This is a genomic window from Streptosporangium jomthongense (genome assembly GCF_042650425.1).
In the GTDB taxonomy this organism is placed as follows: domain Bacteria; phylum Actinomycetota; class Actinomycetes; order Streptosporangiales; family Streptosporangiaceae; genus Streptosporangium.
In genome coordinates, this window is record NZ_JBHSBC010000066.1 from 32,874 (window position 1) to 58,092 (window position 25,219).

Annotated in this window: 21 protein-coding genes and 1 pseudogene; 10 read left to right on the forward strand and 12 right to left on the reverse strand. The window is 71.1% G+C overall.

Going from position 1 to position 25,219, the window contains the following annotated elements:
- The first annotated feature begins 15 nt into the window (after nt 1–15).
- From ACFOYY_RS41765 to ACFOYY_RS41780, 4 genes are all read left to right on the forward strand, one after another.
- Entirely contained in the window at nt 16–1,026 is a 1,011-nt protein-coding gene (locus tag ACFOYY_RS41765) for a MupA/Atu3671 family FMN-dependent luciferase-like monooxygenase (protein WP_386197083.1), read from the forward strand.
- Nucleotides 1,023–6,590 (forward strand): amino acid adenylation domain-containing protein, encoded by a 5,568-nt coding sequence (locus tag ACFOYY_RS41770; protein ID WP_386197084.1) that lies wholly within the window; start codon nt 1,023–1,025, stop codon nt 6,588–6,590. The genes ACFOYY_RS41765 and ACFOYY_RS41770 overlap by 4 nt, the downstream gene beginning before the upstream one ends.
- 129 nt (nt 6,591–6,719) lie before the next feature.
- Nucleotides 6,720–9,803, forward strand: a complete 3,084-nt coding sequence (locus tag ACFOYY_RS41775) for a non-ribosomal peptide synthetase (RefSeq protein ID WP_386197085.1) — start codon at nt 6,720–6,722, stop codon at nt 9,801–9,803.
- Entirely contained in the window at nt 9,800–11,443 is a 1,644-nt protein-coding gene (locus ACFOYY_RS41780; RefSeq protein WP_386197086.1) for a beta-ketoacyl synthase N-terminal-like domain-containing protein, read from the forward strand. The genes ACFOYY_RS41775 and ACFOYY_RS41780 overlap by 4 nt, the downstream gene beginning before the upstream one ends.
- A gap of 228 nt (nt 11,444–11,671) precedes the next feature.
- Here ACFOYY_RS41780 and ACFOYY_RS41785 read toward each other — a convergent pair whose 3' ends face one another.
- Together ACFOYY_RS41785 and ACFOYY_RS41790 are read right to left on the reverse strand one after the other, a co-directional pair.
- On the reverse strand, nt 11,672–12,046 hold the full coding sequence (locus tag ACFOYY_RS41785; protein WP_352012267.1) for a peptidase inhibitor family I36 protein: 375 nt from the start codon (nt 12,044–12,046) through the stop codon (nt 11,672–11,674).
- Between the two features lie 231 nt (nt 12,047–12,277).
- Entirely contained in the window at nt 12,278–12,754 is a 477-nt protein-coding gene (locus ACFOYY_RS41790; RefSeq protein WP_386197087.1) for a MarR family winged helix-turn-helix transcriptional regulator, read from the reverse strand.
- An 87-nt stretch (nt 12,755–12,841) separates the two neighbouring features.
- Between ACFOYY_RS41790 and ACFOYY_RS41795 the strand changes: the two genes are divergently transcribed.
- Nucleotides 12,842–13,957 carry an epoxide hydrolase family protein gene (locus ACFOYY_RS41795; protein WP_386197122.1) on the forward strand — a complete coding sequence of 372 codons (1,116 nt, stop codon included), beginning with the start codon at nt 12,842–12,844 and terminating at the stop codon, nt 13,955–13,957.
- Between the two features lie 9 nt (nt 13,958–13,966).
- Here the strand turns inward: ACFOYY_RS41795 and ACFOYY_RS42535 are convergent.
- The 3 genes and pseudogenes from ACFOYY_RS42535 to ACFOYY_RS41805 all read right to left on the reverse strand — a co-directional run.
- Nucleotides 13,967–14,086 (reverse strand): annotated as a pseudogene (locus tag ACFOYY_RS42535) (IS630 family transposase); the annotation flags it as partial.
- Nucleotides 14,087–14,137: 51 nt separating this feature from the next.
- Nucleotides 14,138–14,857 carry an ABC transporter ATP-binding protein gene (locus tag ACFOYY_RS41800; protein WP_386197088.1) on the reverse strand — a complete coding sequence of 240 codons (720 nt, stop codon included), beginning with the start codon at nt 14,855–14,857 and terminating at the stop codon, nt 14,138–14,140.
- Nucleotides 14,854–15,942: an ABC transporter permease gene (locus ACFOYY_RS41805; protein WP_386197089.1), complete on the reverse strand. Its 1,089-nt coding sequence runs from the start codon at nt 15,940–15,942 to the stop codon at nt 14,854–14,856. The genes ACFOYY_RS41800 and ACFOYY_RS41805 overlap by 4 nt, the downstream gene beginning before the upstream one ends.
- A 174-nt stretch (nt 15,943–16,116) precedes the next feature.
- Here ACFOYY_RS41805 and ACFOYY_RS41810 point away from each other — a divergent pair, with 174 nt between their 5' ends.
- Both ACFOYY_RS41810 and ACFOYY_RS41815 read left to right on the forward strand, forming a co-directional pair.
- A complete protein-coding gene (locus ACFOYY_RS41810; RefSeq protein WP_386197090.1) occupies nt 16,117–17,337 on the forward strand; it encodes a sensor histidine kinase in 1,221 nt (406 codons plus the stop codon).
- On the forward strand, nt 17,334–17,972 hold the full coding sequence (locus tag ACFOYY_RS41815; protein WP_352012261.1) for a response regulator transcription factor: 639 nt from the start codon (nt 17,334–17,336) through the stop codon (nt 17,970–17,972). Before ACFOYY_RS41810 ends, ACFOYY_RS41815 begins: the two co-directional genes overlap by 4 nt.
- Before the next feature lie 79 nt (nt 17,973–18,051).
- Here ACFOYY_RS41815 and ACFOYY_RS41820 read toward each other — a convergent pair whose 3' ends face one another.
- Nucleotides 18,052–18,642 (reverse strand): helix-turn-helix domain-containing protein, encoded by a 591-nt coding sequence (locus tag ACFOYY_RS41820; protein ID WP_352012260.1) that lies wholly within the window; start codon nt 18,640–18,642, stop codon nt 18,052–18,054.
- A gap of 114 nt (nt 18,643–18,756) precedes the next feature.
- Between ACFOYY_RS41820 and ACFOYY_RS41825 the strand changes: the two genes are divergently transcribed.
- The gene (locus ACFOYY_RS41825; protein WP_352012259.1) at nt 18,757–19,575 is read left to right on the forward strand and encodes an MBL fold metallo-hydrolase; all 819 of its coding nucleotides are present in this window, start codon (nt 18,757–18,759) and stop codon (nt 19,573–19,575) included.
- Nucleotides 19,576–19,674: 99 nt separating this feature from the next.
- Here the strand turns inward: ACFOYY_RS41825 and ACFOYY_RS41830 are convergent, their stop codons facing one another.
- Together ACFOYY_RS41830 and ACFOYY_RS41835 are read right to left on the reverse strand one after the other, a co-directional pair.
- Nucleotides 19,675–20,220, reverse strand: coding sequence for a rhomboid family intramembrane serine protease (locus ACFOYY_RS41830; protein WP_386197091.1), 546 nt, complete (start codon nt 20,218–20,220; stop codon nt 19,675–19,677).
- Nucleotides 20,217–20,345, reverse strand: a complete 129-nt coding sequence (locus ACFOYY_RS41835) for a hypothetical protein (RefSeq protein ID WP_386197092.1) — start codon at nt 20,343–20,345, stop codon at nt 20,217–20,219. The genes ACFOYY_RS41830 and ACFOYY_RS41835 overlap by 4 nt, the downstream gene beginning before the upstream one ends.
- A 57-nt stretch (nt 20,346–20,402) precedes the next feature.
- Here ACFOYY_RS41835 and ACFOYY_RS41840 point away from each other — a divergent pair, with 57 nt between their 5' ends.
- A complete protein-coding gene (locus tag ACFOYY_RS41840) occupies nt 20,403–20,933 on the forward strand; it encodes a TetR/AcrR family transcriptional regulator (RefSeq protein ID WP_386197093.1) in 531 nt (176 codons plus the stop codon).
- Between the two features lie 42 nt (nt 20,934–20,975).
- On the opposite strand, the gene ACFOYY_RS41845 is transcribed toward ACFOYY_RS41840, so the two are convergent.
- Nucleotides 20,976–21,320: an ArsR/SmtB family transcription factor gene (locus tag ACFOYY_RS41845; RefSeq protein WP_352012256.1), complete on the reverse strand. Its 345-nt coding sequence runs from the start codon at nt 21,318–21,320 to the stop codon at nt 20,976–20,978.
- Nucleotides 21,321–21,402: 82 nt separating this feature from the next.
- On the opposite strand from ACFOYY_RS41845, the gene ACFOYY_RS41850 reads away from it, so the two are divergent.
- Nucleotides 21,403–22,665 (forward strand): MFS transporter, encoded by a 1,263-nt coding sequence (locus tag ACFOYY_RS41850; RefSeq protein WP_386197094.1) that lies wholly within the window; start codon nt 21,403–21,405, stop codon nt 22,663–22,665.
- Between the two features lie 13 nt (nt 22,666–22,678).
- On the opposite strand, the gene ACFOYY_RS41855 is transcribed toward ACFOYY_RS41850, so the two are convergent.
- The 3 genes from ACFOYY_RS41855 to ACFOYY_RS41865 form a co-directional block, all read right to left on the reverse strand.
- Entirely contained in the window at nt 22,679–23,335 is a 657-nt protein-coding gene (locus ACFOYY_RS41855; RefSeq protein WP_386197095.1) for a maleylpyruvate isomerase N-terminal domain-containing protein, read from the reverse strand.
- Between the two features lie 73 nt (nt 23,336–23,408).
- On the reverse strand, nt 23,409–24,476 hold the full coding sequence (locus ACFOYY_RS41860; protein WP_386197096.1) for an epoxide hydrolase family protein: 1,068 nt from the start codon (nt 24,474–24,476) through the stop codon (nt 23,409–23,411).
- The gene (locus ACFOYY_RS41865) at nt 24,473–25,171 is read right to left on the reverse strand and encodes an alpha/beta fold hydrolase (protein ID WP_352012252.1); all 699 of its coding nucleotides are present in this window, start codon (nt 25,169–25,171) and stop codon (nt 24,473–24,475) included. Before ACFOYY_RS41865 ends, ACFOYY_RS41860 begins: the two co-directional genes overlap by 4 nt.
- Nucleotides 25,172–25,219 lie beyond the last annotated feature (48 nt).

Below are 25,219 nucleotides of genomic sequence, written 5' to 3' on the forward strand. Positions count from 1 at the left end.
AGGACTGACGTCCCGATGGATATCAGCGTCATGTTCTTCGGGGCCGACAACGTCGGCGGCGTCGGCCATGCCACGAAGTACACCGAGATCCTGGACATCGCCAGAGCGGCCGACCGGCTGGGCTTCACCGCAGTCTGGACCCCCGAACGGCACTTCCAGCAGGTGGGCCAGGTCTTCCCCAACCCGTCGGTGCTGAGCGCGGCCCTGGCGGTGGCCACCGAGCGCATCGCGATCCGGGCGGGCAGCCTGGTGCTGCCACTGCACCACCCGCTGCGGGTCGTGGAGGACTGGGCCGTCGTCGACAACCTGTCGCGCGGCCGGATCGGCCTGTCGGTGGCCACCGGCTGGCACTCCAAGGACTTCGTGCTCGCCCCCGAGCGGTTCGCCGGGCGGCGCGAGCACGCCCTGGACGGCATCGAACTGCTGCGCCGCCTGTGGTCGGGCGAGGAGGTGGAGTTCACCGACGGCAGCGGCAGGCCGGTCGCGGTACGGCCCCAGCCCACGCCCTACTCACCCGAGCTCCCCCTGTGGCTGACGACCTCGGGCAACCCGCAGACCTGGAGGACCGCCGGGCGGCTGCGCACCAACGTACTGGCCGCGACGATCGGCCAGACCCGTGAGGAACTGGCCGGCAGGATCGCCCTCTACCGGGAGCTGCACCCAAAGGGCACGGTGACCCTGATGGCCCACACCCACGTCGCCGACGACGCGGCCCGGACGGTAGGCGAGCCGCTCAAGGCCTACCTGAAGTCCTACGTGGCGCAGACCGCCACCAACCGGCTGGACGACGGCCGGGCCGCCCGGCTCACCGAACGGGAGAGCGACGCACTGGCCGAGTTCGCCCTCCGCCGCTACCTGAACTGGGGCGGACTGCTCGGCCCGGCCGAGCGCTGCCGCGAGTTCCTCACCGACCTGAGCGACCTGGGCGTCGACGAAGTGGCCTGCTTCGTCGACTTCGGGCTCCCGGCCGAGCAGGTGCTCGCCGGGCTGGAGCGACTGTCCACGCTGATGACGGAGGCCCCATGAGTACCACGACCCGTTTCGCCGCGCTCCCGCGTGAGCAGCGCGTCACACTCCTGCGCCGCCTCGTCGAGGCAGGGCAGATCGGGGCGATCCCCGACATCGTCCCGCAACGCGACCCCTCCCGGCCGGTACGGCTCAGCCCAGGCCAGGAGGACCTGTGGGTCTACGAGGCGCTCTATTCGGAGTTGTCCGCCCTCAACCTCTGCTGCGCCTACCACTTCGACGGCCCCGTGGCCCCCGGCGACCTCGAAGCCGCCCTGACGATCGTCCAGGAGCAGCACGACATCCTGCGCATGCGCATCACCGGATCGGTCGACGAACTGCGCGCCGACTTCCCCGCCGCGGGGCCCTTCGTCCTGGAGCGGGCCGAACTACGTGGCCCCCTCCACGACGAGCTGACCGCCTACAGCCGACGGCGCTTCGACCTCAGCAGGGACCGGCTGATCCGGGGACGCTTCATCAGGGTTGACGAAAAGCGCTCGACCCTGGTCCTGGCACTGCATCACATCGTGACCGACTGGTTCTCCTTCGACATCCTGCACAGGGAGTTCACCGCCGCCTACAAGACCGTGCGCGACGGCACCCCGCCGGTACTCGGCCGCCCGGAGATCCAGTACCCCGACTTCGCCTCGTGGCAGCGCGAACTGGAGGAGGCCGGGGTACTCCAGGCCCAGCTGGGCTTCTGGCGCGACTATCTGGGCGCCCCTCCGCCCCCGCTGACCGTGGGGCCGCTCGGCGCGCCGCGCGGCCCGTTCGGCATCACGCGGCTTCCCTTCCACATCGACCTGGAGGGAGAGGCGGCGATCCGCGCGCTGGCCAGGGAGCGGGGCGCGACCGTCTACGGCGTCCTGATGACCGCCTTCGCGGTGCTCGCCCACCGGCTGAGCGGCCAGGACGACATGACGATCGGCACGCCCGTCGCCAACCGGGCGGCCAAGGGCCTGGAACGCGTCATCGGCTACGTCATGAACGAGGTTCCCACCCGCTGGCACTTCGAGCCGGAGACGACCTTCGCCGACCTGCTGAGCCGCTTCACCGCCGACTTCCCGCGCCTGCTCGACAACGCCGACGTACCCGTGGGGCGGATCGTCAGCGCGATCCGCCCCGAGCGGGTCGTCGGGCGCTCGCCGTTGTTCCAGTGGGTCTTCATGTACCTGACCCGCCAGGAGAGCGTGCGGATGTTGCAGGAGATCGCCGAGCCGGAGCGCGTGCAGACCGGCGGCGAGCACGACGTGATGGGGATCGTGCGCGACACCGAGGACGGTCTCGCGGGGGCGCTGGAGGTCCGCATCGACCTCTACGACCCCGAGGCGGTCCGCGCCTGGGCCGACGGCTTCACCGTCCTGCTGGCCGACCTGGTGCGCTCCCCTGACACGCCGATCTCCCACGCGGCGCTGCTGTCTGGAGAGACACCCGGCGCCGCCGTCCCCCGGGAGCTGCCCGCCACCTCGCCGGCGGATCTGGCGGTACGGCAGGCGGCCCTCTCACCGGACGCCGTGGCGGTCGAGTCGGAGCAGGAGGCGGTGACCTACGCCGAGCTGATCGCGCGGGCCGACCGCCTGGCCGGGGCGCTGCGCGAGTGCGGCGCCGGTCCGGAGCGGATCGTCGCACTCGTCCTCGGCCGGTCGGTGGAGCTGGTGGTGGGCATCCTCGCGGTCCAGCGCGCCGGAGCCGCCTTCCTGCCCGTCGACCCCGAATACCCGCAGGACCGGATCGCGTTCATCCTGCGGGACGCCGCGCCGGTGGCCGTCGTGGCCGACCCGGCGACGCCCTTACCGGAGACGGGCGTCTCGCGGTTGTCGCCCGGCGACTCCGGCCGGGCCCCGCTCCCGCGGGCCTTCCAACCGCTGCAGGCCGCGCACGTCTACTACACCTCAGGATCCACCGGCACCCCCAAGGGCGTCGTGGCCTCGCACACCGGGCACGCGACGCTGACCGTCTCCCTGGTCGAGCAGCTCCGGATCGACGCCTCCAGCCGGATACTGCAGCTGAGCGCCCCGACCTTCGACGTCCTGGTCGGCGAGCTGTGCATGGCCTTCGGCTCCGGCGGCACACTCGTCGTCACCAGGCCCGGCCCCCTGACGGGCCGGGAGCTGGCGGAGGTGCTCGTGGAGCGCGAGATCACCGGCACCTTCATCTCACCGACGATCCTGGCCAGTGTGCCGCCGGGCGAGTATCCGGCGCTGCGTGTGATCGCCACCATCGGCGAGGTCTGCTCCGCCGAACTGGTGCGGGCCTGGGCGAACAGCAGGCGCCGCTTCCACAACACCTACGGGCCGACCGAGGGCACGGTCCTGGCGACCCTGAGCACGGAGCAGCCCCAGGGGCTCCCGCCGATCGGCCTGCCCATGGACAACGTCGGGGCCTACGTGCTGGACGCCCGGCTGCGCCCGGTACCCGTGGGCGTGCCCGGCGAGCTCTACCTGACCGGGGACCTCCTGGTGCGCGGCTATCTCAACCGGCCCGGGCTGACCGCCGAGCGTTTCGTGGCCTGCCCGTTCGAGCCCGGCGCGCGCATGTACCGGACCGGGGACCTCGCACGTCGGCGGCCCGACGGGCAGCTGGACTTCCTCAGCCGCACCGACGACCAGATGAAGGTGTCCGGTGTACGCGTCGAACCGGGCGAGATCGAGGCGGTCCTGTCCGCCCACCCCTCGGTGAGCGGCGCCGCCGTGGCCCTGCGGGACGGACGCCTGATCGCCTACGTGGTGCCGCACGGCGAGCTCGACCAGGACGCGCTCATCGCCCACGCGGCGGCCCGGCTGCCGGTCCAGATGGTGCCCGGCGCCTTCGTCGAGCTGGCGAGCCTGCCCCTGACCCGCAGCGGCAAGCTCCACCGGGCCGCCCTGCCCGCGCCGCCGCGCCGGGCCGGGACCCGTGCCCCCGCCGGCGCCGTGGAGACCCGGCTCTGCGAGTTGTTCGCCGAGTTCCTCAAGGTCGACGACGTCGGAGCGCAGGACAGCTTCTTCGCCCTGGGCGGCGACAGCATCGCGGCCCTCCAGCTCGTCTCCCGGGCCAGGGAGGAGGCGATCGTCCTCACCCCGAAGGACGTCTTCGTCGCACGGACCCCGGCCAGGCTCGCCGCGCTCGCCGGAGCCACGAGCGAGGTGGCGACCGACTCGCCGGTCGGGCGCTTCCCCCTCACCCCGATCATGCACCGGTGGCGTGAGCACCACGGCCCGCTGCACGCCTTCGCGCTGTCAGCCCTGCTGCCGGTGCCCGACGACGCCGACGCCGAGCGCATCGGTCGAGCGCTCCAGATCTTGACCGAACGGCACGCGAGCCTGCGGACGCGGCTCGTCCGCCACTCCGGCGAGCACTGGGAACTAGAGGTCCCGGCGACCGCCGAGCCGGTGGGGTTCGGCGGGGCCGCCCTGGATCCCGAGAAGGGCAGGATGCTCCAGGCCGTCTGGCAGAAGGAGGCGGGCAAGCTTCTCCTCACCGTGCACCGCCTGGCCGCCGACGGCGTGTCCTTGCGCATCCTGGCCGCCGAGATGGCGGTGTTGCTGTCGGGCGCCGATATGCCTCCTCCGCGCGGGACCTCCGTGCAACGCTGGTCCACGCTGCTGCACGAGCAGGCGGTAAGTCCGGCGCGCCTGGCCGAGCTGTCCTTCTGGACCGGGATGGACACGGGCGAGGAGGCCAGGCTGGTGCCCGGCAGGACGAGCGGCGGCAGCCGTACCACCCTGACCAGGACCCTCGCGCCCGAGATCACCGAGGCGGTGCTCACCCGGCTGCCCACCGCCTACCGCTGCGGGCCGGACCACGTGCTGCTGGCCGCGCTGACCGCCGCGGCGGCCAGGTGGCGCGGCCACGGCAACGCCCTGCTGGTCGAACTGGAGGGCCACGGACGCGAGGAGCCGACCGGCGACGTGGACCTCTCGGCGACCGTCGGCTGGTTCACCGCGCAGTACCCGGTCCGGCTGGAGGCCGCGGAAGGGTTCTGGGACGGCGCGGCCGGCGTCACGCTGAAGCAGGTCAAGGAGCAGCTGCGGGCGGTTCCCGGCGGCGGGCTCGGCTACGGCATGTTGCGTTATCTCAACCCGGACACCGCACCGCGGCTGGCCGCCTCGCCCGGGCCCGACCTGCGCTTCAACTACCTCGGGCGCTTCTCCGGCGGCGACCTGGAACCGGTCGGCACGACCGACGTGCCGACGACCTACGCCGTGGAACTCGACGTGATCGCCGACGGACCCCACCTGGTGGCCGTCTGGTCCTACGCCGGCATGTCGGCAGAGGAGGCCGAGACCCTGGCCGACCTGTGGTTCGAAGCGCTCGGCGTGCTCGCCCGGGAACAGGGGGGCGGCTCGACCAGCTCGGACTTCCCGCTGGTCGAGCTCTCGCAGGAACAGGTCGACGCGCTGGAGGCGGTGGTGGGGTCCAGGCTGTCGGACATCCTGCCTCTCTCCCCCACCCAGGAGGGCATGCTCTACCGTGCGCTCCTGGTCGAGTCCGGGCCGGACGTCTACATGATGCAGGGCCGGTTCCGGATCGACGGGCCGGTGGACGTGGCGGCACTGCGGCGGGCGGTCGACATCCTGGTGGAACGGCACGCAGGCCTGCGCGCCTGTTTCCGGTACAAGGCGGGGCTGCGCAGGCCGGTGCAACTGGTGCCGGAACACGTGTCCGTCCCCTTCGTCGAGGTGGACGGACAGACGATGGAGGAGGTGATGGCGGCCGACCGGATCAGGCCCTTCGACGTCACCAGGCCACCGCTGCTCCGCGCCGCGCTGGTCGGCTCCGAGCTGCTGCTGACGGTCCACCACCTCCTGATCGACGGCTGGTCGAAGCCCCTCCTGGCCCGCGAGCTCATCGCGCTGTACGAGGGCGAGACGCTGCCGCCCGCCCCCCAGTTTCGCGACTACCTGGCCTGGCTCCGCGCCCAGGAGCCGGACAAGGCCACGGCCGCCTGGGAACCGGTCCTGGCGGGGCTGCCCGGTCCCACCCGCCTGCATCCGGACGCCCTCGACAGCGTGATCCCGCACACGCTCGACCTCGAACTCACCGAAGAGCTGAGCAGGAGGCTGCGCGAGCGGGCCCGCGCGGTCGACGTCACGCTCTACATCCTCGCCCAGGCCGCCTGGGCCATGGTCCTCGCCCAGATGACCGGCCAGGACGACGTCGTCTTCGGCACCATCGTCTCCGGCCGCCCGCCCGAGATCCCCGGAATCGAGTCGATGATCGGCCTGTTCATCAACGCGCTGCCGGTACGGGTCAGGCTCGGCGACAACCTCCTGGCCCGCCTGCAGGACGAGCACGCCCGGCTGGCCGCCCACCAGTACGTGCGCCTGGCCGACCTGCAACGGCTGGCCGGGCATCGCGACCTGTTCGACACCGCGCTGGGCTTCGAGAACTATCCCCGCGACGGCCTGGACCGTCCCGGGCGCCTGCGGCTGGCCGAGGTCTGGGACTCCTCGCACTACCCGCTGGCTGTCATGATCGATCCGGCTGACCGGCTGTACATACGGCTGGCCTACCGGCCCGACTGCCGTACCCGCACCGAGGCCGCGCTGATCATGGGACGCCTCGTGCATGCCTTCGAACAGCTGGCGGACGGGGCCGAGTAGGTGAACCCGCCTCCTCCCGGCGGAGTGGAACAACGCCGTCACCCCACGGTTCGCCGAGCGGAGCATGCGGGCGCCGCGGGCTGTGGCGACGGTCACCACAGCCCTCGCCCCCAACCCACGGGAGTCGCGATGCGTTACGAATTCCCCGTCTCCCCCACCCAGGCCAGGCTGCTGGTGCTGGATCGCATGCACCCGGGCACGGCCCAGTACAACGTGCCGGTCGCCTTCGCCGTCCACGGCCCCTTCGACGTCGAAGCCTTCCGCCGGGCGCTGGAGACGCTGGTCGCCAGACACGAGTCGTTGCGGACGGTCTTCCGCGTCCGCGACGGCGAGTACGTCCAAGTGGTCTGCGACTCCGCCGAACTCGCCTTCACCGACGTGGCGCGGCTCGACCTGAGAGCGGAGGCCGCCCGGCCCTTCGACGTGGAGCGAGGACCGCTGCTGCGGTGCGCGGTCCACACCGTCTCGGCGGACCTGCACCGCGTTCTGCTCGTCGCCCACCACCTGATCTGCGACGGCTGGTCCCTGCAGATCCTCCTGGACGAGCTGGCCACGGCCTACGGCGGAGCCGAACTGGAACCCCTGGAGCTGCAGTACCCCGGCTACGCCGCCTGGCGCCGTGAACACCCCGCCGAGGAGGCGGTCGCCTACTGGGCCGGCAGCCTGTCCGGCGCACCGCACACCCTGGCCCTGCCGACCGACCGGCCCCGCCCGCCGGTACAGGGCACCGCCGGTGGCGTCGAACGACTCCCCCTGCCTCCCGACACACCGCACCGCCTCGCCAAGCTTGCCCGCGACCGGGGAACCACCTCCTTCACCGTGCTCTTCGCCGCCTTCGCCGCCTTCCTCGGCCGCGTCACCGGCCAGCGGGACCTGGTGATCGGCGTACCTGTCTCCGGACGCGACCACCCCTCGGTCCAGGGCGTGGTGGGCCTGCTGACCAACACCCTGGCCGTCCGGGCCGACCTCACCGGCGACCCCACCTTCGGGGAGCTGGTCGATCGGCTGCACGACCGCCTGCTCGACGGCCGCCTGCACCACGACGCGCCCCTGGAAGCCGTCGTCGAAGCGGTGGTGTCCGAACGCCAGCTCAGTCACGACCCGCTGGTCCAGGTGATGTTCTCCTACTACGGCGACACCTCACTGACCCTGCGGCTGCCCGGCACACGGGTGGAACGCATCGAGTTGATACTGGACGAAGCCAAGTTCGACCTGCTGCTCTACGTCGAACGGTGGGACGGGGAACTCCTCGGGCATGTCGTCTACCGAAGCGACCTGTTCGACGCGGCGACCGTCGGACACTGGGCCCGGAGCCTGCGGGTGATGCTCGAAGGACTGCTGGAGCACCCCGATCTGCCGATCAGCCGGATCGGCATGCTCAACGCCGAGCAGTTCGCCCTGGCGACCCGCTTTCCGGCCGGCCCCCCGGCCCCCGCGTCCCCGCTCGTGCCGGAGCTCATCGCCGCGACAGCCGCGGAGCGGCCCGATTCCGTCGCGGTGACGTACGGCGAGGCCACCCTGACCTATCGCGAGCTCCTGCGACGGGCGGACGACCTGGCCGTCCGGCTGCGCGGGGCGGGGGTGGGACCGGAGGTCCCCGTGGGCCTGCTCCTGCCGAGATCCCTGGAGATGGCCGTCTCCGCGCTGGCCGTACTGAGAGCCGGCGGCGCCTACGTCCCGCTCGACCCCGGTCACCCACCCGCCCGCCTGGCCGCCATGGTCTCCGGCACCCGTGTCCACCTGCTCGTCACCGGCGACGGCACCCGTGCGCTCGCCCGTCAACTGGACGTGCCGGTACTCGACGAGCTCGGCCCGCTGGAGCCGCCCCCGGGCCCGCCGAAGCCGGGCAACCTCGCGTATGTCCTGTTCACCTCCGGCTCCACCGGCGCCCCCAAAGGAGTGGCCGTGGAGCACGGCGCTCTGCTCAACCTGGTGACGGCCGTACGTGGGCAGTTCCCCGTCACCCGTGACGACAGGGTCCTGCAGTACGTCAACTTCGGCTTCGACGTGGCGGTCTCCGACCTCCTCTTCACCTGGACGGCGGGCGCCGAACTGCACATCCCCCACGAATACGAACGTCTCGGTGAAGACCTGCTCGCACGTCTCCAGGACTCGCGCATCACCTACGCGTTCCTGCCCCCCGCGGCCGCGATGTCCATGCCCCCGCACGAACTGCCGGACCTGCGAACCCTGGCCGTCGGTGGCGAGACGGTCCCGCCGGAACTGGTCAGACGCTGGTGGGCACCGCACCGGCGGATCGTGAACGCCTACGGACCGAGCGAGACCACCGTCTATTCGACCCTCGCCGATCTGGAACCCGGCGAACCGGTGGTGCTCGGCCGTCCAGTCGCCGGGGTTCGCGTCTACGTGCTGGACGAACGGCTACGCCCGGTCCCGGTAGGAGTGACCGGGGAGATCTACGTGGCCGGAGCCGGGCTCGCCCGAGGCTACGCCGAACGGCCGGGACTGACAGCCGAGCGGTTCGTCGCAGCCCCGTACGGCCCGCCCGGCTCACGCATGTACCGGACCGGGGATCTGGGCCGTTACGACGCCGACGGGGTGCTGTCGTATCTGGGCCGGACCGACACCCAGGTCAAGATCCGAGGATTCCGCATCGAACTGGGCGAGATCGAGAGCCTGCTCGCGACACACCCGCTGGTCTCCGTCGCCGCCGCCCGCGTCGTCGGCGAGGACGACGGGCGACGGCTGGCCGCCTACGCCGTCGCCCCGGGAGCCGACCCCGCCGCCCTACGGGCCTGGCTGGCCGAACACCTGCCCGGCTACATGATGCCCGACACCGTCACACTCCTGGACGAGTTGCCGGTCAACCGCTCCGGCAAGGTGGACCGGACCAGGCTGCCGGAGCCGCTTGCCGTACACCGCGGTCCCACCGAACCCCATCACACCCCGTCCGGCGCGACCGAGGAACTGATCGCCGGAATCTGGAGGCGGGTACTGGGCGTGGAACACATCGGAACACACGACAACTTCTTCGACGTGGGCGGCACCTCGATCCGGCTGCTGACCGTCCTGGCGGCCCTGCACGACCAAGGCCACGACGAGCTGGCCCTGGTCGAACTGTTCCGGCATCCCACCGTCGCCACTCTCGCGGCCCGGCTCGACGGCGTCACGCGACCCCACCACGACCAGGACCGGCGACACGGCGCGGACAGGCGGGCGCGCCTGGCGGCCAGAACAAGGAGGAGATCGTGACTGATGCGGCCGTGGCCGTCATCGGAATGAGCGGCCGTTTCCCAGGTGCCTGCGACCTCGCCGCCTTCTGGGCCAACCTACGCGACGGGGTCTGTTCGATCACCGACTTCAGCGAGAAGGAGCTTCGCGACGCCGGAGTCGGCGAGGAGGAACTGCGCGACCCGGCCTACGTGCCGTCGAAGGGTTACCTCGTCGGCGCCGACCGGTTCGAAGCGGAACTGTTCGGTTTCAATCCCGCCGAGGCGGTCGCTCTCGACCCCCAGCACCGCCAGCTGCTGCAGACGGCGTGGAACGCGCTGGAGGACGCCGGCCATGACCCGCGCAGACCACCCCGGCGTACCGGCGTCTATGTGGGCGGCGGACTGAGTGAGCACATGATCGCCGCCCATGCCGACCCCGGTCTGGCCGCGCGGTACGGCGCCATGCACCTGCGTGTCCTGACCGACCGCGAGTTCCTGGCCGGATGGATCTCCTACCGCCTGGGACTGGACGGCCCCAGCCTCACCGTGCAGACGGCCTGCTCCACCTCGCTGACCGCGGTCCACCTGGCCGCGCAGGCACTGTTGCTGGGTGAATGCGACACCGCGCTCGCCGGGGGCGTCTCGATCGACTCCGTCCGCAGGCGCGGCTACCTCTACCGGCCCGGTGGCGTCTTCTCCCCCGACGGCCGGTGCCGCCCGTTCGACGAGAAGGCGGCCGGCACGGTCCCCGGCAACGGCGTCGGCCTGGTGGTGCTCAGGCGGCTGGAGGACGCCGCGGCCGACGGCGACCCGATCCGCGCGGTCATCCGTGGCTCCGCGATCACCAACGACGGCTCGGCCAAGGTCGGCTTCACCGCGCCCAGCGTCGACCGGCAGGCCGCCGCCATCGTCGAGGCGTGGGCGGCCGCGGGACTCGACCCCGCGCAGGCGCACTACCTGGAGACCCATGGCACCGCCACCGAACTGGGCGACCGCATCGAGATCGCCGCCGCCTCCACCGCCTTCGCCGAGGCCGACCGCTGTCTGATCGGCTCGGTCAAGTCCAACCTCGGCCACCTGGACACCGCCGCCGGAGTTGCGGGCCTGATCAAGACAGTGCTCATGCTGGAGAACCGGACCCTGGTGCCCTCGGCCAACGTCACCCGCCCGCACCCCGACCTCCGCCTCCAGGCCTCCCCCTTCGACCTGGTCACCGCCGCCTCTCCCTGGACGTCCTCGCGGGGGATCCGGAGGGCCGGGATCACCTCCGTCGGCATCGGCGGAACCAACGTGCACGTGGCGGTCGAGGAGTGGGCCGGGAGCCGGCCGGCCATTCGCACCCGCGCCTTCTCCGGGGTCTCCTACGGAGCCTTCTCCCTGTCCGCGCTAGTCTCGGTGCCCGCCCTGGCGAACACCGGTCACCTGCAGGACGCGGTGATCGGACTGCTGTCGGCCACGCTCGGGCTGACCAGGGCCGAGGACCTGGACAGGACCTATCTTGCCGTCGGCGGCGACTCGCTCACCGCCGTCTTCCTCGTCGGCCGCATGCGCGACGACTTCGACCTCGACGTCCCTGTCACGCTCTTTCTGGAGAAGCTGACCCTGCGCGAGATCGCGGAGCGGATCGTGCGACCGGAGGAGAACCTGCTGGCCTCTTTGCTGGACGAGCTGGAGGACTGAGCCGCGGGGCCGCGTTCGAGCGGGACGGTGTGAGGACGGGCGGAGAAGTCTCTCCGGCCCGTGACCGCGCCACGGCATGGCCGCACCCGGCAAGACGGATGTCCTGTCGGGTGCGGCCTCCGTGTTCTCACCGGCGGCAGGCTCTACCGCTGGTTTCCGTACCGCTCCTTCCGCGCGCCCGCGGCCGGAACAGGGCCGCCTTCACCGCTTGCGTCCAGCGTCACCGAACTAGCGGATGCGGTAGGCGCTGACCCAGCTGCCGATCGAGTTGTAGCCGCTGCTGTCGACGACGATCGCTCCACCGGTGCAGTCGTAGTTGTCCCACAGCTCCACCAGGCGGCTGCTCTCGGTACGGGCGGAACGGATGTTGTCGTTCCAGCCGGCGCCGACGTAGTAGCACTGACCGGGGTCTCCGTTGAGCCAGGCGTCCGGGCCCGAGAAGCCCGTGGAGGAGTAGACGTGGATGCCGGTGACCAGTAACGCCTGGCGAGCGGTATCGGTGGAGGCCTGGGCCGAACCGGTCGCCAGCACAGGCGCCAGCATGACCGCGGCACCAACGGCGCCGAGAAGCCTCAGCTTGATGGACTTCGTGCGCTGTGACATGGATAGTTCCCCTTTACTACCATTGTCCAACTATCTGATAGTTCGTTGATAACAGAGATCCGGTTGACGGATCACCCCTCGAATCCGTGTCATCTGACTGACCTTGTCGAGACACATGACTCCCGTTGACAACGCCACCCCGGGGCGATGGATCGGCCCACCGTGGTCGGGGAACTCCGGGACGGGCCCCGATCGGGTCACCTCGCGGAGACTCCGGAGGCGGGCGACGGGCTATCGCGCGTCGTGCGGGCGGGGGTGCGGGGGGCGGTGGTGTTCGACGAGGACGGTGAGCAGTCGAGTGAGCTCCTCCCGCTGGCCGGGGGTGAGGGGGGCGAGGAGTTCGCGCTGGGCGTCGGTGATGAGCGCGTCGAGGTGCTCCAGGCGGCGGCGGCCGACGGGGGTGAGGGTGATGACGTTGCGGCGGCGGTCGGCGGGGTCGGGTTCGCGGCGGACGTAGTCGGCGTCCGCCAGCTCGTTGAGGACGGCGACCATGTCACTGCGGTAGATGCCGGTGCGGCGGCTGAGCTCGGCCTGGCTGGCGGAGCCGGCCTCGGCGAGCGTGACCAGTACGGCGAAGTGCCATTTGTGAGCGCCTTCCGCGGACAGGCGTTCACCGACGAGCCGGTCGGCGACGATCGCGGTCCCGGCGAGCAGACGGCTGGGGATGGCGCGCAGCCGGGCCGGGGTCGGTTCGGGGATCGTGCCCACGGGATTCCTCCGCTTCTTGCGTTAGTGACACTAACAGTCTACCTTCGTTAGTGTCACTAACGTTTGAATCTCCCCGGAGTGAGGACCGTGATCAAGCCGTTCCGCATCGACATCCCCCAGGCCGACCTCGACGACCTGACCGACCGCCTCTCCCGAACCCGCTGGCCCAACGAGGTCGCCGACGCCGGGTGGGACTACGGCTTCCCGCTGACTCGGCTGAAGGAACTCGCCGAGTACTGGCGCACCGGGTACGACTGGCGTGCGCAGGAGGCCAGGCTCAACGAGCTTCCGCACTTCACCACCGAGATCGACGGCCAGAACATCCACTTCGTCCATGTGCGCTCGGCGAAGCCGGACGCGCTCGCGCTGATCCTCACCCATGGCTGGCCCGGCTCGTTCCTGGAGTTCCTCGACGTGATCGAGCCGCTGTCGCGCGACTTCCACCTGGTGATCCCGTCCATCCCGGGCTACGGCTTCTCCGGGCCGACCCACCGGCGCGGCTGGGACATCGTCCACGTCGCACAGGCCTGGGCCGAACTGATGCGCCGTCTCGGCTACGAGCGCTACGGCGCGCAGGGTGGCGACTTCGGTTCGGGCATCTCCCTGGCACTCGGCGCGGTGGCACCCGATCGGGTCGCCGGGGTGCACGTCAACTATCTGCCCACCCGGCCGGACCCGGACGCCGACGTCGAACTGTCGAAGACGGACGAGGCCCGGCTGGACAAGGTCCGGCAGCTGATGGCCAACCGCCCGCCGTACCAGGCACTGCAGGCCGCCACTCCGCAGACCATCGGTTACGCGCTGACCGACTCGCCCGTCGGCCAGCTGGCCTGGATCGCCGAACGCTTCGCGCAGTGGACCGACCCCCGCTCGACGATCAGTGACGAGCGGATGCTCACCGACATCTCCCTGTACTGGCTGACCGCCACCGCGGCCTCCTCGGCGCGGCTGCACCGCGAGACTCCACGGCGGACCGAGCCGTGCCCGGTGCCGGTCGGTGTGGCGGTGTTCGCACACGACATCACGCAGTCGGTAAGGCCGCTGGCCGAGAGGTTGCACGACATCAGGCACTGGTCGGAGTTCGAGCGCGGCGGCCACTTCGCCGCGATGGAGGTGCCGGAGCTCCTGGCGCAGGACATCCGGGACTTCTTCCTCACCCACGTCGAGGCCGACCAGCGAAGGCGCCCGGCCGTTGCTCTTTAGTTCGTGGAGTTACGAGGGCTTGAGAACCGGACCGGTCCCGGCCAGGCAGCCGCCGATCAGATGCGGCCGGTACTGGATCTTCTTCAACCCGCGCTTGATCGCACGCACCAGATGATCCAGGTTCGCCGCGGTGGTCCCACGGCCGGCCGCACCTGCGCCTTCCACACCGTGATCGCCTCCTCATCCCGTCCGTTCGCCCGGCGCGCCGCTGCCGGTTCGGAGCGTCGGTGCCGGAAGGCGCAGGCGTCCGTCGTGGACTTCGGCGATCTGGTCGGCGTCGGTGAGGTGGGTGCGGTCGTGGGTGACCAGGACGGTGGCGGTGGCCTGCCGGCGGGTGAGGCGGGCGATCAGGTCGAGAACCGCAGCGCCGCGTTCGTGGTCGAGGGCGCTGGTGGGTTCGTCGACCAGGAGGACGGTGGGGTCGTTCATCAGGGCGCGGGCGATGTTGACGCGCTGGCGCTGGCCGCCGGAGAGCTGGTGGGGGCGGCGGCCCGCCTGGTCGGCGAGGCCGACGGCGTCGAGGAGTTCCATCGCGCGGTCGCGTGCGGTGCGGGGTTTGCGACCGTCGATCTGGGCCATGACCTGGAGTTGTTCGGCGGCGGTCAGGGAGGGCAGCAGGTTGGGCTGCTGGAAGACGATGCCGATCTTGTGGCGGCGCAGTTCGGTCAACTCGCCGCGGGTGAGGCCGGTGGTGTTCTGGCCGTCGACGGTGACGGTGCCGGTGTCGGGGGTGATCAGGGTGGCGGCGACCGCGAGAAGGCTGGACTTGCCGGAGCCGGAAGGGCCCACCACGGCGGTCAGGCTGCCCTGGGGAACCTCCAGGCTGACCTGGTCGAGAGCGGTCAGGCGGGTCTCGCCGTCGGGGTAGGTGAGGGTGATGTCGGTCAGGTTCAGGCTCATCGGGCGCTCCCCAGGGCGGTCAGCGGGTCCACGGAGGTGATACGGCGGATGGACAGGGCGGCGCCGAGCGCGCCGAGGAGGATGATCACGGCGGCCGGGATCAGGACGGTGGCGGGGGTGAGGAGGAACGGCACAGCGGAGCCGGACACGAGGGCGCCGAGTGCGACGGCGATGCCGGTGCCGAGCAGGGTGCCTCCGGTGAGCAGGACGACGGCCTGGCCGAGAGCGTCCTTGAGCAGGTTGGCGGTGGAGGCGCCCAGTGCCTTGAGGACGGCGACGTCGCCGCTGCGCTGGATGGTCCACACGGTGAAGAAAGCGCCGATGACGAGGGCGGAGATGACGAACAGGAAGCCGCGCATCAGCTGCAGGGAGCCGTTCTCCGAGGTGTAGGAGCCGATCGCGGACAGGGAGTCCTGGATGGAGACCGTCCGGGTACCGATCCGCTGGTCGGTGGTCGCCGTGTCGGCTTCGGAGGCGGTGGTCAGGGCGATGACGGTGGCGGTCGGGCCCTGCCCACCACCGGTGGGCGGCACGGTCTTGCGCCAGACATCCAGGCTGGTCCAGACGACCGGGGTGTGACTGAAGGAGGCATCGCCCTCGACGGCGGCCACTGTCAGCCGCTGACCTGCCAGGGTGAGGGAGCCGCCGGTCTGCACGCCGAGGTCGTCGGCGGCCGCGACGGACAGTACCACCGCACTGTCGCTGATCTTGTCACCGACCGGGGCGAGGCGGGAACCGGGCTTGACGCCGAAGGCGGAGACGGCGGTGCTCTTGTCTCCGGAGGCGGCCTTGGTCGTGGTGATCCCCAGCGGTTCGGCGTTTTCGACGCCGGGTGCTGTGGACCACTGCAGCCACTGCTGCTCGGTGACGGTGGAGTTGGAGTACGACAGGTTCTGGCCGTCGCCGGGAGCCTGGAACGCGATCTTGTCTGCGGGCAGTTCCGTGATCGCGGAGATGTTCTGCTGACCCAGACCGGCCGTCAACCCGGACAACAGCCCGACCAGCAGGGTGATCAACACGATGACGGTTCCCATCAGGGCGAAGCGCCCCTTGGCGAACTTCAGGTCTCTCCAGGCGACGAACACGGCCTTGGCCTGTCCTTTCCGGTGGTGGAAGCGGGGTACGCCTCAACCGTCGCCGCCGGAGTCTCACACACGCGTCTGGCGCAGGGGGGAACTTCACGGGCCGAAGGACGGCACGCGGGTTCTAACTTTCGATGGAGGCCCCCACGGGCCTGCCTCCATAGGCTGGAGGACACTGTGAACGCCACCGCCTCCGCCCTGACCCTCACCACCCGGACCCTGGCCTGGTGCCTGCACCTGCTGATCATCGGCCTGCTCGTCCTGACCTCCGGCCGGGCACTGGCCGGCGACCATCCCCATGCCGGATGGATCGCCGCGACGGCGGGGGCGTGCGGCCTGGTGTACGCCGCCGGTGCGCTTGCGCCGCGCGTCCGGCGCACGTGGCGGGGTGCCGCCTGGTGGCTCGCGGTCGTGGGCACCGTATGGCTGGCGCTGCTGGCCTTGTCTCCCGACGCCGTGTGGGTGGCCTTCCCGCTGTACTTCCTCCAGCTTCATCTCCTGCCTCGCCGCGCCGGACCGGTCACGGTGGCCGCCACCGCGGTGGCGGCCATCGCCGGATTCTCCGCCCACCAGCACTCCTTCAGCCCTGCCATGGCCATCGGCCCCGCGCTCGGCGCTGCCGTCACCGTCGCGGGAGTACGGGGTTATCAGGCCCTGTACCGGGAGAGCGAGCGCCGCCGCAGGCTGATCGAGGAACTCACCGCCACCCGCGCCGACCTGGCCCGGGTCCAGCACACCGCCGGTGTGCTCGCCGAACGCGAACGTCTGGCCCGCGAGATCCACGACACCCTCGCCCAGGGCCTGTCCAGCATCCAGCTGTTGCTACGGGCCGCCGAGCGCGCACTGCCCCAGGCACCGCAGAACGCGGCCCGCCACGTCGGCCAGGCCAGGCAGGCCGCCGTCGACAACCTCGCCGAGGCCCGCCGTTTCGTGGCCGCCCTCACTCCGCCCACGCTGGAGGGCACCACCCTGGCCGGTGCCCTGGAACGCCTGTGCGCCACCGCGTCCGCCCGGCATCGGCTCACCGCGCGGTTCCGCCTCACCGGCGATCCCGCCCCGCTCACCACCGCGCACGAGGTCGCGCTGCTGCGAATCGCCCAGTCCGCCCTGGCCAACGTCGTGCAGCACGCCGAGGCCACCACCGCCGAGGTCACCCTCGGCTATCTGGGTGACCACGTCGCCCTCGACGTCGCCGACGACGGACGCGGCTTCGACCCCGCCCGCCTGCCCGCCCCCGACCCCGAGACCGGCGGCTTCGGACTGGCCGCCATGCGCGCCCGCGCCCAAGCCCTCGGCGGCACTCTCACCGTCGAATCCGCCCCCGGCCACGGCACCGCCCTGGCCGCCCAACTGCCTCTCACCCCACCAGCCGACACCGAGCCCGAGGCCCGCCCGTGACCGACGACACTCCCATCCGCCTGCTCGTGGCCGACGACCACCCTGTTGTACGGGCCGGGCTGCGCGCCGTGCTGGAAACCGAGCCCGGCCTCGTCATCGTCGCCGAAGCCGCCACCGCCGAGGACGCCGTCACCCGCGCCGCCGAAGGCGACATCGACGTCGTCCTGATGGACCTGCAGTTCGGCAAGGGCATGGGCGGCGCCGAAGCCACCGCCCGGATCACCGCCCGCCCGGGAGCCCCCCGCGTGCTGATCGTCACCACCTACGACTCCGACGCCGACACCCTGCCCGCCATCGAAGCCGGCGCCACCGGCTACCTCCTCAAAGACGCCCCGCCCGAAGATCTGGCCGCCGCCGTGCACACCGCAGCCGCCGGACGCACCACACTCGCGCCCACCGTCGCCGACCGGTTGATGAACCGCCTGCGTGCCCCCGGCACCACCCTGACCCGGCGCGAAACCGAAGTCCTCGCCCTGGTCGCCGACGGCCTGTCCAACCAGGCCGTCGGCACACGCCTCCATCTGACCGAGGGCACCGTCAAATCCCACCTGGCCCGTATCTACGCCAAACTCGGCGTCGACTCCCGTACCGCCGCTGTCGCCGTGGCCACCGACCTCGGCCTCATCCGCCGTTGACCCGAACACGCGCGGTTCTCGTACGGCTACGGCGGGTGGCGTGTGGCGCCGTCTGCCCAGGCCCGTACGCTGCGGCCGATCAGGCTCTGCGCGAGATGACCATGATGTACTCGCAGGGAGCGTTCGTTCGGTTGGCGAAGCCGTGGTCCGCGTCGGCCTGGAGGAACAGGGAGTCGCCGGTGTTCAGGGTCTCGCTGATCCCGCCGATCGCGACGGTGAGGGTGCCCTTGAGCACCACGAGTTGTTTCTCCGTACCCGGCGGATACGCGGGCAGCAGCCCGGTGGAGACCTGCGCGGGGAGATAGTGGACGACCATCTCGGCTCCTCCCGCACCCGGGGCCGCTGACACCATGTGCCGCTCGAAGCCGGTCTCCGGGTCACGGAAGACGGGACGATCGTTCTTGCGCATGACAATGGCCACACCGGGCGCGGCGGCGGCCGGCGCGCCGATCAGGTCCGAGAGTGACGCGTCGAGCGCGTGGGCGATCCTGGACGCGACGCCGATCGTCGGGCTCTTCTCGCCGCGTTCGACCTTGGACAGCATCGCCCGGCTGACCGACGACTGCGCGGACAGCTGCTCAAGCGTCAGGCCCGCCTCCTCGCGGCGCCGCCGCACGTTACCGCCGAACGCTCCGGCCAGGTCGTCACCGTTTCCGTCTTGCTCGACCACCGTGCTCCTCGATCGATGGGGGTACCTCGACGCCCACAGTGTATGGTTTCTTCTAAAGGAGATATTGTCTTCTATTGAAGATGCGCGATGCGCGCTCAGCACGATGGAGATTCCATGCGTTTGATCTCAAGTGGCCTGCGTTATGCCACGTTTGAATTCGGCGACCTGCAGGTGACCTCGTTGCGAGACGGGTACATCGACATGCCGCCGACACGGCTCCGCGACGAGGACGGGTGCGCTCTCGACGAGCTGCCTGCCGCCGTCCCGCTGATCGACGACAACCTGCGGCTGTCGGTCAACGCCTTCTTCGTCACCGACGGCACGCGGTCGGTTCTCGTCGACACCGGTGCGTCCAACGTTTGGCACGTCCCGGGCATGGGGTTTATCCACGACGCGCTCGACGAGGCGGGAATCGACCGCGCGCACGTCACCGACGTGGCCATCACCCACAATCACGAGGACCACGTGAGCGGCCTGATCGCGCCGGACGGTTCGGAGGCGTTCGCCAAACTTGAGCGGGTGTGGATCGGCGCGGGCGACACCTCGGTGTTCACCGGGCGGCTTGAGCCGATCCGCGACCGGGTGGTACCCGTGTCGGAGAAGGTCGCGATCAACGGCTGGGTCACCGCGATCCCGACGCCGGGCCACACGCCCGGTCACACCGTCTACGACGTCAGGAGCGGCACCGGCCACCTTCTCGTCTGGGGCGACACCGTTCACGTTCCCACGCTCCAGTTCGAGCAGCCGAACGTGACCTGGGAGTTCGACGGTGACCAGTCCCAGGCCCGCTCCGCGCGAGCGGCCCTTCTCGAACGGCTGACCCAGCCGAACCACTTCGTGGCCGGCGCCCATCTCGACTCTCCCGGCATCGCCCGCGTGACCGCCTCCGGAGACGGTTACGCGCTGGAGTACCTCGCGCCGCCGATCGGCTGATCGAGCACGTCGGCTCCGGGCCGCGTTCACGACGGTCCCCAGCCCACCCCGGTCGAGGCACACCGCGACCTCCGCAGCGGTCGTGGCGAGCCGGACGCCTCATCGGGCGTGGGCGGTGTTCTCCCCTGCCGCGCGGGCGGGGAGGACCAGGGCGATCAGGGCGCCGGTGAGGATGGGGGCACCGTGCTCGTCTCCGATGAGGGCGAGCACGACCGCGCCGGCCAGGAGCGCGGCGGCGGCGATCCTGGGCCTACGGGGCAGTCCGGAGTGGCCGCGCACCACCCAGACGGCCAGTCCGCCGAGCAGGCCGGCGATGGCGACGGACGAGCCGGCGCTGTAGTCGCCGACGGCGTAGCTGTAGACCTCCCCGGCCAGGGCGCCTCCCAGGTAGAGCAGCAACCAGCGGGCCCGGCCGTACGCCCGCTCGGCGTATGTGCCGAGGAGGAGCAGCGCGGCCCCGTTGAAGAGGATCTGGTACCAGCCTTCCGGGTTGACCAGGATGGGGCTGAGCAGCCGCCACCACTGACCGTCCAGCAGGCCGGGGCTCCTGGCCAGCAGCGCGGACAGGTCGGGAAGGAGCAGGCCCGCGGTGGTGGTCACGGCGGTCACGGCGAAGGTCGTCCAGGTCAGCCAGGGCTTGCTCATGCGTCCACCTGTTCAGCGGGGAGGGAGAGGGCGGCGGGTTCGCGCAGCCACGCGGCGAAGGGGGGCGCCATGATGGCCGCGGCGATCACGAACACGGCGTTGATCGGGGAAACGAACGAGATCACCACGCCGTTCCCGACCGTGGCCACCGGTGCCGCGACGCCGGCCAGGCCACGTGACCCATGCCGCCGGTCGGGCCGAACTCCTGGACGAACGGGCCGAGGAGCCTCCCGTACTTCCCCACCAAGGAGGCCCTGGTCCTGGCGCCGCTGGAAGAACATGTCGACGAGCCCGCCCGTGTCGTCCGTGGCCGTGCGGCCGGAGAGTCGGCGGTTCGGGCCCTGCGACGCCATTTCCTGGCGGCCCTGGCCGCTCGCGACGCGGCCACCGGTCTGAGCGACGACCCCCAGGTGCTCGCCGTGCAGAGGCTCACCCATTCCGCGCCCGCCCTCCTGCAGCACCTGCACCACTTCCTGGCGCGTGGTCAGGAGCTGCTGGCCGAGGAACTCGCCACCCAGGACGGGCGGGCGGACCCGATCGCCCGCGTCGCCGCCGCACAGATGCTCGGCACCCGCAACGCCCTGATGTCGGAGAACATCCGGCGGCTACTGGAGGGCGAGACGGCCGACGCCGTCTACCCCGACGCGGTCGTCAACGCCGAACAGGCCTTCCACCTGCTCGAACACGGCCTGGGCGACTACCGCACGCGGTAGGCCCCGCCCGGTGGGAGGCACACGAGCCCACCGGGTCCGGTCTCACCAGCCGTTGAGCACCTCGCGACCCTGCAGGATCGCGAGGTCGAGCAGGCCGGGGAAACGGGCGTCCAGGTCGTCACGGCGCAGCCGGTTCAGCCGCCGTGTCCCCTCGTCCCTCTGCCGGATCACACCCGCCTCCCGCAGGACCTTGAAGTGACCGCTCCGGGTGGACCTGCTGACCGGTACCGCGAGCGTCGTGCACATCAGCTCGCCGTCGGGCTCGACGTCGGCGAGCTGGGCGACGATGGCCAGGCGCAGAGGGTCGCTCAGGGCCGCCAGCACCGCGGTGAACCGGAGCTGGTCGGAGTCGGGGTGGACGAGTTCGGTCGCGGTACGGCTTGCCATGCCTCCAGGATAGCGACATGTTCGGCATTCTCGAACATGTGTTATGTTCGGCAAGTCCGAACATGATGGTGTGGAGGAACGGATGTCTCTCGATCAACTCACCGCCGCGAGCCATGACCGTCCGCCGCGTCGTGACCCCCGCCGGGAAAGGCGCGCCCCGCAGGACGCGGGCCCCGCAGGACGATGGAGATTCTGGGGTACGGCGTACACGTTGCTCATCCTGCTGACCGGAACGAACCTGCCGACCCCCCTGTATCGGGGCTACCAGGCGGGCTTCGGCTTCTCCCCGTTGGTCGTCACATTGATCTTCGCCACGTACGTGGCCGTGTTGATTCCCTCCCTGCTGCTGGCCGGTCCGCTGTCCGACCTGCTCGGCCGCCGCACCGTGCTGCTGTCGGCGGTGGCGCTCGCCGCGCTGGGAGCGTTGCTCTTCGCCCTGGCCACGAGCACCGGATGGCTGTTCGCCGCCCGTGCCCTGCAGGGCGTGGCGCTCGGCGTGGCCTCGGGCCCGCTGACCGCGACGCTGACGGAACTCGAACCGAACGGCGACCGCCGCAGGGCCGCGCTGGTGTCCACCGTGGCCACCGTCGGAGGGCTCGGCCTCGGCCCCGTGCTGGCCGGGCTGCTCGCCCAGTACGCCCCCGCGCCGCACGTCCTGCCGTTCGCGGTGGAGATCGCGCTGCTGGTTCCCGCGGCGGTGACGATGGCCGCGCTGCCGGTCATGGCCTCGGGCATCCGGCGCGGGCTCCACCTCCCCGAGATCCCCGCCGCGGTGCGCTCCATCTTCGGGACCAGCGGTACGGCGAGCTTCCTCGCGTTCAGCGTGATGGGACTCTCCCTCGCCCTCGTCCCCACCTATGTCGCGATCCTCTCCGGCAGCGGGAACCTGTTCCTGGCCGGTGCGGCGGTGGCGCTGATGCTGCTGTGCTCCGCGCTCGCCCAGCTTCTCGGGTACGGCAGGCAGGCCCGCGACCTGGAGCTGGCCGGCCTGCCCCTCCTGGCCACCGGACTGGTGCTGCTCGCCCTCGCCGGTGGCCTGTCCTCGCTGCCGCTGTTGCTCCTGGCGGCGGCGACCGGCGGCACCGGCCAGGGGCTCACGTTCCTCGGCGGCATCACCGCGGTCAACCAGGCGGCTCCCGCCGAACACCGCGCCGACGTGCTGTCCACCTTCTACGTGATCATCTACCTCGGCGTCGGGGTGCCGGTCATCGGGGTCGGCTTCCTCGCCACGGTCTCCGGGCTCCTCTTCGCCGTGCAGTGCTTCGCCGCCGTGGTCGCCGTGGCCTGCGTGGTGATGCTGATCGTCCTGGCCCTACGACGTCACCGCTCCCCCACCGCCGGCTGACGCGGGCCTACGGTCACCCCAGGACGAACGGGAGCCGCGCCGCCAGTTCCCCCAGATCATCCTTCTCCCCGTCGGTCGGGGCACGCCGCCCGGTGCCGACCAGCAGCGCGTCCTCGTCGGAGAACGAGGCGGGGAACGCGGCTCCGGCGATCTCCTCCAGCATCTCGCGGGTCCGGGCGAGCCCCTCGGCGGGAGGTCCCGCCACGTGCGGCAGGTGCGCCACCAGGTCGAGGTGGTGCAGCGTCCACTCCAGCACGTACGCGGAGAGGTAGTCGCCCGCGGTGAGGACCTGACCCCGGGTACCGACCCGCCGGTCCGGGTCGGCGAGCCCGGCGGCGCGGCCGGCGGCTGAGCCGACGTCGTCGAGATGGAATTTGAGCAGCTCGGGCTCCTGGTAGGCGGCGGCCAGCCGCACGATCAGCGCGTCGAGCGGGTCGTCACCGGTCGGGGGTTCCGCGGCGACGTTCCAGTAGGTCACCGCGTCGCGGGTCGGCTCCGAGTCCACGGGGGTCACGAGGGTGATCAGGACGTCCTGGGCGTCGATGACCAGGTGGCACACCAGATCCCGTACGAGCCAGCCCGCGCAGCCGGACGGCCGCGCGAAGTCCTCGTCGGGGAGGCCGGCGACCGCCGTACGTAACGCGCTCCAGGTATGAGAGAAGAGATCCACTTCGGCACGGTAAGACGACGCGGCGACGTGAGGCAACCACATATCGGACCGTCACGCGAACGCGGCGACGCCGTCACCGGTGGGTGGCGAAGAACGCGCGGATGTCGTCGGCGAGCACCTGCGGTTCCTCCTGCGCGGCGTGGTGGCCGCCCTTGGCGTACTCGTTCCAGCGCACGACGGCGCCGTGGTCGCGTTCGGCGAGCGGGCGGATCGAGGGGAAGAAGTCGTCGGCGAAGCAGGCAACGCCCAGCGGGAAGGACGACCGCTCGGCGGGCGGTCTGCGCCCGTGATAGCCGACCAGGGCCGAACTGCCCGCGCTGTCGGTCAGCCAGTGGATCGTGGCGTTGGTGAGGATGTAGTCGTCGCTCACCCCTTCGCCGAAGAGCTGCAGGTTCCAGGCCAGCTGCCCGGCCGGAGAGTCGGCGAGCGCGTGCGCGAGGGTCTGCGGCCGGGTGGCCTGAAGGGTCAGATAGGCGCTTCCCCCGGCCATGAAGCGCTCCAGGGCGGCGAGTCTCCCCTGGTCGTCCGGCCCCAGCGCGGCCCGCTCGGCCGGATCGCCGGAGGGCAGCGAGAAGACCTGGGTGACGTGCACTCCGGCGACGCGGGGCTGGTCCAGGCGTCCCAGCTCGATGGAGACCAGGGAGCCGACGTCGTTGCCGTGCGCGCCGTAGCGCTCGTATCCGAGCCTCCGCATCAGTTCCGCCCACGCCGCGGCGACCCGGCGGCGGTCCCAGCCGGGCTCCCCCGGCGCGCCGGAGAACCCGAAGCCGGGCACCGAGGGGACGACCAGGTGGAAGGCGTCGCTCAGCCGTTCGATCAGCGGCAGATACTCCACGACCGACATGGGCCAGCCGTGGGTGAGGATGAGCGGAAGGGCGTCCGGCCGGGACGAGCGGATGTGCAGGAAGTGCACGTCGAGACCGTCGATCTCGGTCGTGAACTGCGGATGGGCGTTGATCCGCCGCTCCCAGAGGCGCCAGTCGTAGCCGTCACGCCAGTACTCGACCAGCCGTCGCACACGTTCGACGGGCACGCCGAGCCCGGCACCGGGCAGGGAACGGGTGAAACGTGTCCTGACCAGGCGGTCGGTCAGCTCGTCCAGGCTCGCCTGGGGAATCTCCACACGGAAGGGGCGCGTCATGACCGGGCCGTCTCGTCCAGCACCCGGGCCAGCTCGACCGGCCTGGTGATCATCGGCCAGTGTCCGGAGTCCAGGACGACCATGTCGTGGTCCGGAAGGTCCGGCGGGTCGCCCGGGTCACCCGCGCAGACGATGTAGGTACGCGGCAGTTTCCGCACCGCGCCGAGGTCGTCCGGCGCCGGGTCCTGGAGGGTGCCGACCGGCTGGCCGACACCGCGGGCACGCAGCCACGCGAAGTCCTCGGCGGTGAGTCCGTGGTCGCCGAAGTTGGCGTCGATGATCTCGTCGCTCATCACGGAGATCCGCCCGTCCTGGACGGTCTCCATGATGGCCTCGACGGTGGAGGCGGGGATGATGTCGAACAGGCTTCTGCCCGGCTCGGGCAGGGAGGCGGCGACGTAGACCACCCGGGCGATCCGGTCGGGGATCGCGTTGGCGGCGATCGTGGCCGGGGCTCCGCTGTAGGAATGCGCCACGAGCACCACCTCCCTCAGGTCGGCGTACTCGATCGCGGCCGTGATGTCACGGGCGTGGGTGGTGAGCGTCGTGGCAGGCGAGCCCAGGTGGGCGCGGTCGCCGAAGCCGGTGAGCGTCAGCGGGTGCACCTGGTGGCCGTGTGCGGTCAGCAGCGGCGTGACCCGCTCCCAGGCCCACGCGCCGAGGAACGAACCGCCGACAAGAACGATGGTCGACACCTGGTCGACTCCTTTCGATCGATCTCCTGTGGCGCAACGCTAGGGCGG

Bases quoted from the DNA above. Each gene is read 5' to 3' on its own strand.
- ACFOYY_RS41765 (WP_386197083.1), top strand. From the start codon at position 16: ATGGATATCAGCGTCATGTTCTTCGGGGCCGACAACGTCGGCGGCGTC.
- ACFOYY_RS41770 (WP_386197084.1), top strand. From the start codon at position 1,023: ATGAGTACCACGACCCGTTTCGCCGCGCTCCCGCGTGAGCAGCGCGTC.
- ACFOYY_RS41775 (WP_386197085.1), top strand. From the start codon at position 6,720: ATGCGTTACGAATTCCCCGTCTCCCCCACCCAGGCCAGGCTGCTGGTG.
- ACFOYY_RS41785 (WP_352012267.1), bottom strand. From the start codon at position 12,046: ATGTCACAGCGCACGAAGTCCATCAAGCTGAGGCTTCTCGGCGCCGTT.
- ACFOYY_RS41800 (WP_386197088.1), bottom strand. From the start codon at position 14,857: ATGAGCCTGAACCTGACCGACATCACCCTCACCTACCCCGACGGCGAG.
- ACFOYY_RS41825 (WP_352012259.1), top strand. From the start codon at position 18,757: ATGCGTTTGATCTCAAGTGGCCTGCGTTATGCCACGTTTGAATTCGGC.
- ACFOYY_RS41830 (WP_386197091.1), bottom strand. From the start codon at position 20,220: ATGAGCAAGCCCTGGCTGACCTGGACGACCTTCGCCGTGACCGCCGTG.
- ACFOYY_RS41840 (WP_386197093.1), top strand. From the start codon at position 20,403: ATGCCGCCGGTCGGGCCGAACTCCTGGACGAACGGGCCGAGGAGCCTC.
- ACFOYY_RS41845 (WP_352012256.1), bottom strand. From the start codon at position 21,320: ATGGCAAGCCGTACCGCGACCGAACTCGTCCACCCCGACTCCGACCAG.
- ACFOYY_RS41850 (WP_386197094.1), top strand. From the start codon at position 21,403: ATGTCTCTCGATCAACTCACCGCCGCGAGCCATGACCGTCCGCCGCGT.
- ACFOYY_RS41860 (WP_386197096.1), bottom strand. From the start codon at position 24,476: ATGACGCGCCCCTTCCGTGTGGAGATTCCCCAGGCGAGCCTGGACGAG.